The following is a 5722-nucleotide window of genomic DNA, read 5'->3' on the forward strand; positions in this document are numbered from 1 at the left end:
CACACGATACACAGGATGCCGGGTCGAGCCCGGCATGACGGAGGATGCATGGCGCGTCACGACCTCTGCCCTTTCCCCGACGGGGAGCAGAGAGAACGGTCGGCGCGGTGCCGCTTGTCTCTTCTCCCCAGCGGGGAGAAGGTGGCCCGCAGGGCCGGATGAGGGGGGCGCGAAGCGCAAAAGCCGTGCCGGGCAGCCCCCTCATCGCCTCGCATACGCTCGGCACTTCTCCCCGAGGGGAGAAGAGGGAGGCCGGAGCCGCCACCGGTATCCCATATGCGATAGCCCTCCCCCTCAAGGGGGACATCCGTCTGGTGCAGTCCTACCGGTAAGCCTTCAGATAGAGCCGCTCGAAGGCGCGTTTCAGCCAGTGGAAGACCTTGAGCCGCGGCGTGACGAAGCCGCGCGTNGAGCCGCCACCGGTATCCCATATGCGATAGCCCTCCCCCTCAAGGGGGACATCCGTCTGGTGCAGTCCTACCGGTAAGCCTTCAGATAGAGCCGCTCGAAGGCGCGTTTCAGCCAGTGGAAGACCTTGAGCCGCGGCGTGACGAAGCCGCGCGTCGTGCTGCGGTAGACGAGGATGCCGCTGTCGAGCGTGTCGATGATGCAGATGAGCTCCGGCTTGAAGTCCGTCTGCGGCGGACGGCCTTTGAGGACCGCGGCGATGTTGGCGGCGGCGGCCTTCGCCTGCAGGTCGGCCTGGTGCGCCTGTTTCGGCATCCAGTCCGGCCCTTTGAAGCTGCCGCTGTCGCCGACCACCCAGACACCCGGCCGGCCCGGCACGCGGCACTTCTCGTCGGCCTCGATCATGCCGCCCGGCGAGAGCGGCAGGTCGGCCGCGGAGAGCCATGCGGGACCGGTGAGCCCCGACATGAAGAGGATGAGGTCGGCGGGAAACTCGCCGCCCTCCGTCACCACCTTGTCGGCCTCGAGGCGCACCATCTTGTGGCCGAGCCGGGTCTCGATGCCGCGGCGGGCCATCTCGGCGAGCAGCCCGTCGACCGCCTTGTCGCCGAGGCGCTGTCCGGGGCGTGCCGCCGGGCTGAAGAAGACCAGCTTGAAGCGGTCGCGTCGGCGCTGACGGCGCAGCAGCGTGTCGATGATGAACAGGAACTCGAACATCGGGCCGCCACGCACGGCGGACTGTTCGTTCGGATTGGCGGCGAAACCGACGGCGATGGTGCCGCCGGACATCCCCTCGAGCCGGCGGTCGATTTCCTCGCCGACGGCGATCCCCTCGCAGGGGACGAGCGCGTGCTCGATGCCGGGGAGCTTGCGGATGAAGCGGCCACCGGTCGCGATCACCAGCTGGTCGTTCGAAAACTCGCCGGCATCGGTCAGCACCTTGCGGCCGCCCTCGGCAAGGCCGGTGACCGAGGCCTTCACGTGGCGCACGCGGTGGCGGGCGAAGAAGTTGCCGAGCGGGATCCTGAGTGCACTGCCCTTGCGAAGGCCGGCCGGCAGCCAGATCGAACTCGGCAGGTAATGCAGCTCGTCCCGCGGCGAGATCACCGTGATTTCGTCCTCGACGCCCTGGCGGCGCAGTTCGCGGATGGTGGTGAGCGCCCCGAAACCGGAGCCGAGAACGGTGATATTGGCCACAGCGACCTCCAGAGAAACAACGTCTCTTCATATATACGAAGGTTTACTATTTCTGGAAAGAGGCGCTTCGCCACAGGAGCGCGCGGTGACGGCGATATATGAGGCCACCCGATCTCCCCCCTTGAGGGGGAGATCGACTCGTGGCGTCGCCACGAACCGCTCCTCACCCCGTAGGCGGGGAGAAGAGGGCGTTTCCGGTCGGCGCCGTGATATACCGTCGGGCAGGCCAGCCCTCAGGCGGCGGCTTTGCGGCCGTAGGCCCAGTCCATGTAGAGTTCGAGCGCCTTGCGGGCGACCGGCCCTTCCTGCAGTTCGCGGTCGTCGAGGCGGTTGACCGGCGCGACCTTGGAATAGTTGCCGCTGGTGAAGATTTCGTCGGCTCCCATGAAGTCCTCGACCGAGAGCGTCGCCTCGCGCACTTCGTAGCCCGCCTCGCGCAGGAGGCCGATGACCCGCGCACGGGTGATGCCGGCGAGGAAGGCGCGGTTGGCGGCCGGCGTGAAGACGATGCCCTCCTTCACCATGAAGACGTTCGAGGAGGCGGTTTCGGCGATATTGCCGTTCATGTCGCGCACCAGCGCGTTGTCGAAGCCGCGGGCGCGCGCCTCGATGATCATGCGTCCGGAATTCGGATAGAGGCTGCCGGTCTTGGCGTCGGTCATGGCGCATTCCGGCGTCGGGCGGCGATAGGGCGAGAGCGTCAGCGAATGCGGCTTCGCGGTGTGCATCGGCGCCTCGAACAGGCAAAGGGCGAAACGGGTGGATGCCGGATCGGCAGCGACGACCGAGCCGGCCTGGCCATGCTCGGCCCAGTACATCGGCTTGATGTAGATCGCCGTCTTGCCGTCGAACTTCTTTGCCCCTTCGAGCGCCAGCCGCTCGATCTCTTCCGCCGGCACCGTCGCCGCCATGCCCATGGCGACCGCCGAGCGGTTGACACGCCGGCAGTGGAGGTCGAGATCGGGGGCGATGCCGTCGAACCAGCGCGCGCCGTCGAACACCGTCGAGCCGAGCCACATGGCGTGCGACACCGGCCCGATCAGCGGCGGGTTACCGGCGATCCATTCGCCGTCGACGAAGGTCCATGTGGGCGTGCGGGCGGAAGTATCGACAGCCATCGGCTTCTCCTCGTTTCCTGTCTTTCAATCCTTCCGATCTATCCGGAAAAAGCAGAATTGGGGTGAATGGGTACATCAAAAATAGTCATGCCTCCATGCCCGCGTCTTGCGATAGGTTGCGCGCCAGAATGCGCAGGAGACGACCGATGAGAGCCATGTATTACGAAGCCTTCGAGAAGACGCCGGAGATCCGGGTGCTTCCCGATCCGACCCCGACGGAGAACGGCGTCGTCATCAAGGTGGAGGCATCCGGGCTCTGCCGCAGCGACTGGCACGGCTGGATGGGCCACGATCCCGACATCCGACTGCCGCACGTGCCGGGCCACGAGCTCGCCGGCGTGATCGCCGCGACCGGCCGCGGGGTGATGCGCTACAAGGTCGGCGACCGGGTGACCGTGCCCTTCGTTTCCGGCTGCGGCCGCTGCGGCGAATGCCGCTCCGGCAACCAGCAGGTCTGCGAGGCACAGTTCCAGCCGGGCTTCACCCACTGGGGCTCGTTCGCCGAATACGTGGCGATCGACTATGCCGACCAGAACCTCGTCCACCTGCCGGAAGAGATGGATTTTGCCACCGCCGCCAGCCTCGGCTGCCGTTTTGCCACCTCCTTCCGCGCCGTCGCCGACCAGGCGCGGGTAAAGGGCGGCGAATGGGTGGCGGTGCACGGCTGCGGCGGCGTCGGCCTCTCGGCGATCATGATCGCCGCAGCACTCGGCGCCAATCCGATCGCGATCGACATTTCGGAAGAGAAGCTCGCCTTCGCCCGCAAGCTCGGGGCGGTCGCCGCGATCAACGGGCGCGAGACCGATGACGTCGCCGGCGCGGTGCGCGAGATCACCCAAGGCGGCGCGCATGTCTCGATCGATGCGCTCGGCTCGCCCGTCACCTGCTTCAACTCGATCAAGAACCTGCGCCGCCGCGGCCGTCACGTGCAGGTCGGGCTGATGCTCGGAGAGCATGCGACGCCTGAGATCCCGATGGCGCAGGTGATCGGCCACGAACTCGAAATCTACGGCAGCCACGGCATGCAGGCCTGGCGCTACGACGCGATGCTGTCGATGATGGCCGCCGGCAAGCTCGATCCGAAGCAGTTGATCGGCCGCGAGATTTCGCTGGAAGAGGCCGTGCCCGCGCTCGTCGCGATGGACCGGGCGAGCGACCTCGGCATCAGCGTGATCACCCGGTTCTGAGGGGCGGCCCTCCCGCTGGCCACCGCGATGGACCGGCTTGCCGCAAAGCGGCCGGGTTCGGCGTGTTCAATCGCCGTCCGATGACCGCAAGGGAGGAAGACATGGCCTATACGATCGACCGGACGTTCGAAGGCGAGGATTTCGCGAAGGTGGTGGAGAAGACGCGCGCGGCCCTTTCCGCGCAGGGTTTCGGCGTCCTGACCGAAATCGACGTCAAGGCGACGCTGAAGAAGAAGCTCGACAAGGACGTCGACGACTACCTGATCCTCGGCGCCTGCAATCCGACCATGGCGCATCAGGCGATCGGCCTCGAACCGAAGGTCGGCGCCATGCTTCCCTGCAATGTCATCGTGCGCCGCACCGGCCCGGCCTCGGTGATGGTGAGCGCGATCGATCCGGTCGCGTCCATGGAGGCAATCCCCAATCCCTCGCTGAAATCCGTCGCGGGTCAGGTCCGCGACATGCTGAAGACGGCGGTCGAGGGCATCTGAGGGCGGCGGGGCCCCCCGCTCACGCCATCACCACCGCCCCGGCCTCGCGATAGGGCGCCAGCCGTTCCGCCTCGATCCCGTGCGGCACGATCAGGCCGGCCAGCGCATCGAGCGGCGCGATCCGGCAGGGAGAGATCGCGTCCAGCTTCTCCTCTGTGACCGCGACATAGGTCCTGGCGCTCGCCCCGAGGATATGCCGCTTGACCGCCGCCTCCTCGAAGTCGCCGGTCGTCAGGCCGAGCCGCGGGTGCACGGCGGTCACGCCGAGGAAAAAGATATCGGGACGGATCGCGTCGATGGCGGTGATCGCCCGCGCGCCGACGCACACCATCGAATGCTTGTAGAGCCGCCCGCCGATCAGCACCACCTCGACCATCGCGTGGTGCTCGAACTCGGCGGCGATCGTCGGCGAATGGGTCGCGACGACGAGCGGCATGTCGCGCGGCAGATGCCGGGCGATGGCGGCCGTCGTCGTGCCGCCGTCGAGAAAGACCATCTGCCCCGGTTGAACCAGGGCTGCCGCACGCGCCCCGAGCGCCGCCTTGGCCTCGTTCTCCACGCCGCGGCGGGCGGTGAGGTCCGGCAGGTCGGGGACGACGGGCAGGGCGCCGCCATGCACCCGCCTCAGGAGCCCCGCCGCCGCCATGTCGCGCATGTCGCGGCGGATCGTGTCTTCCGAAACGTCGAGTTCGCGCGCCAGCGCGCTCGCCAGCGCCTGGCCCTCGCGCCGGAGTGTCTCGAGGATGTGCGTTCTGCGTTGACTGCCGAGCATTGCATGTTCCTGCATGTTTATCCGTGAATACTCGCGATATTACGTGAATCGATTCGACAATCCAGCAAAAACACGCAATATCGTGCAGCCTGCAGGACGCAGGCTGAACAAACCATGGAGATGAACATGCTGATCCTGATTGCCGGCCCCTATCGCTCCGGCACCGGCGACGATCCGGCGAAGATGGCGGAGAACCTGAAGCGGCTGGAGGCGCCGTCCCACGCCCTGTTCAGGGCGGGGCATGTGCCGATGATCGGCGAATGGGTGGCGCTGCCGGTCTGGCATGCCGCCGGCGGCAAGACGGTCGGCGACGACCTCTACGAGGAAATCTTCCATCCCGTCGCGGGCCGGCTGCTGCAATTGTGCGAGGGAGTGCTCCGCCTGCCCGGCGCCTCGAAGGGGGCGGACAACGACGTGCGGATCGCTACCGAACGCGGCATCCCGGTCTGGTATCGGCTGGAAGACGTGCCGGGCTGCGCCTGAGACGGGGCGCAGGCTCTCCTTCTCCGTCACCCCGGACTTGATCCGGGGTCCAGCCGGCGAGCGTCC

Annotated in this window: 6 protein-coding genes; 3 read left to right on the forward strand and 3 right to left on the reverse strand. The window is 67.2% G+C overall.

Translation table 11 applies throughout. The annotated features are described in order from the left end of the window. Positions 1-477 precede the first annotated feature (477 nt). Both ACM6UT_RS22890 and ACM6UT_RS22895 read right to left on the reverse strand, forming a co-directional pair. Complete coding sequence (locus tag ACM6UT_RS22890; RefSeq protein WP_416799586.1) at positions 478-1605, reverse strand: NAD(P)/FAD-dependent oxidoreductase; 1128 nt, start codon at positions 1603-1605, stop codon at positions 478-480. A gap of 233 nt (positions 1606-1838) precedes the next feature. Further along, a complete protein-coding gene (locus tag ACM6UT_RS22895; RefSeq protein ID WP_416799587.1) occupies positions 1839-2723 on the reverse strand; it encodes a branched-chain amino acid aminotransferase in 885 nt (294 codons plus the stop codon). A gap of 146 nt (positions 2724-2869) precedes the next feature. Between ACM6UT_RS22895 and ACM6UT_RS22900 the strand changes: the two genes are divergently transcribed. Both ACM6UT_RS22900 and ACM6UT_RS22905 read left to right on the forward strand, forming a co-directional pair. After that, positions 2870-3910, forward strand: coding sequence for a zinc-dependent alcohol dehydrogenase family protein (locus tag ACM6UT_RS22900; protein ID WP_416799588.1), 1041 nt, complete (start codon positions 2870-2872; stop codon positions 3908-3910). A 101-nt stretch (positions 3911-4011) separates the two neighbouring features. Further along, positions 4012-4401, forward strand: a complete 390-nt coding sequence (locus ACM6UT_RS22905) for a DUF302 domain-containing protein (protein ID WP_129331800.1) — start codon at positions 4012-4014, stop codon at positions 4399-4401. Positions 4402-4420: 19 nt separating this feature from the next. Here the strand turns inward: ACM6UT_RS22905 and ACM6UT_RS22910 are convergent, their stop codons facing one another. Next, positions 4421-5173, reverse strand: coding sequence for a DeoR/GlpR family DNA-binding transcription regulator (locus ACM6UT_RS22910; RefSeq protein WP_416799589.1), 753 nt, complete (start codon positions 5171-5173; stop codon positions 4421-4423). Between the two features lie 126 nt (positions 5174-5299). Here ACM6UT_RS22910 and ACM6UT_RS22915 point away from each other — a divergent pair, with 126 nt between their 5' ends. Next, positions 5300-5656 (forward strand): DUF4406 domain-containing protein, encoded by a 357-nt coding sequence (locus ACM6UT_RS22915; protein WP_129331929.1) that lies wholly within the window; start codon positions 5300-5302, stop codon positions 5654-5656. Positions 5657-5722: the final 66 nt, after the last annotated feature.

Origin of the sequence: Ciceribacter azotifigens (assembly GCF_048159625.1) — a bacterium.
GTDB classification, from domain to species: domain Bacteria; phylum Pseudomonadota; class Alphaproteobacteria; order Rhizobiales; family Rhizobiaceae; genus Allorhizobium; species Allorhizobium azotifigens.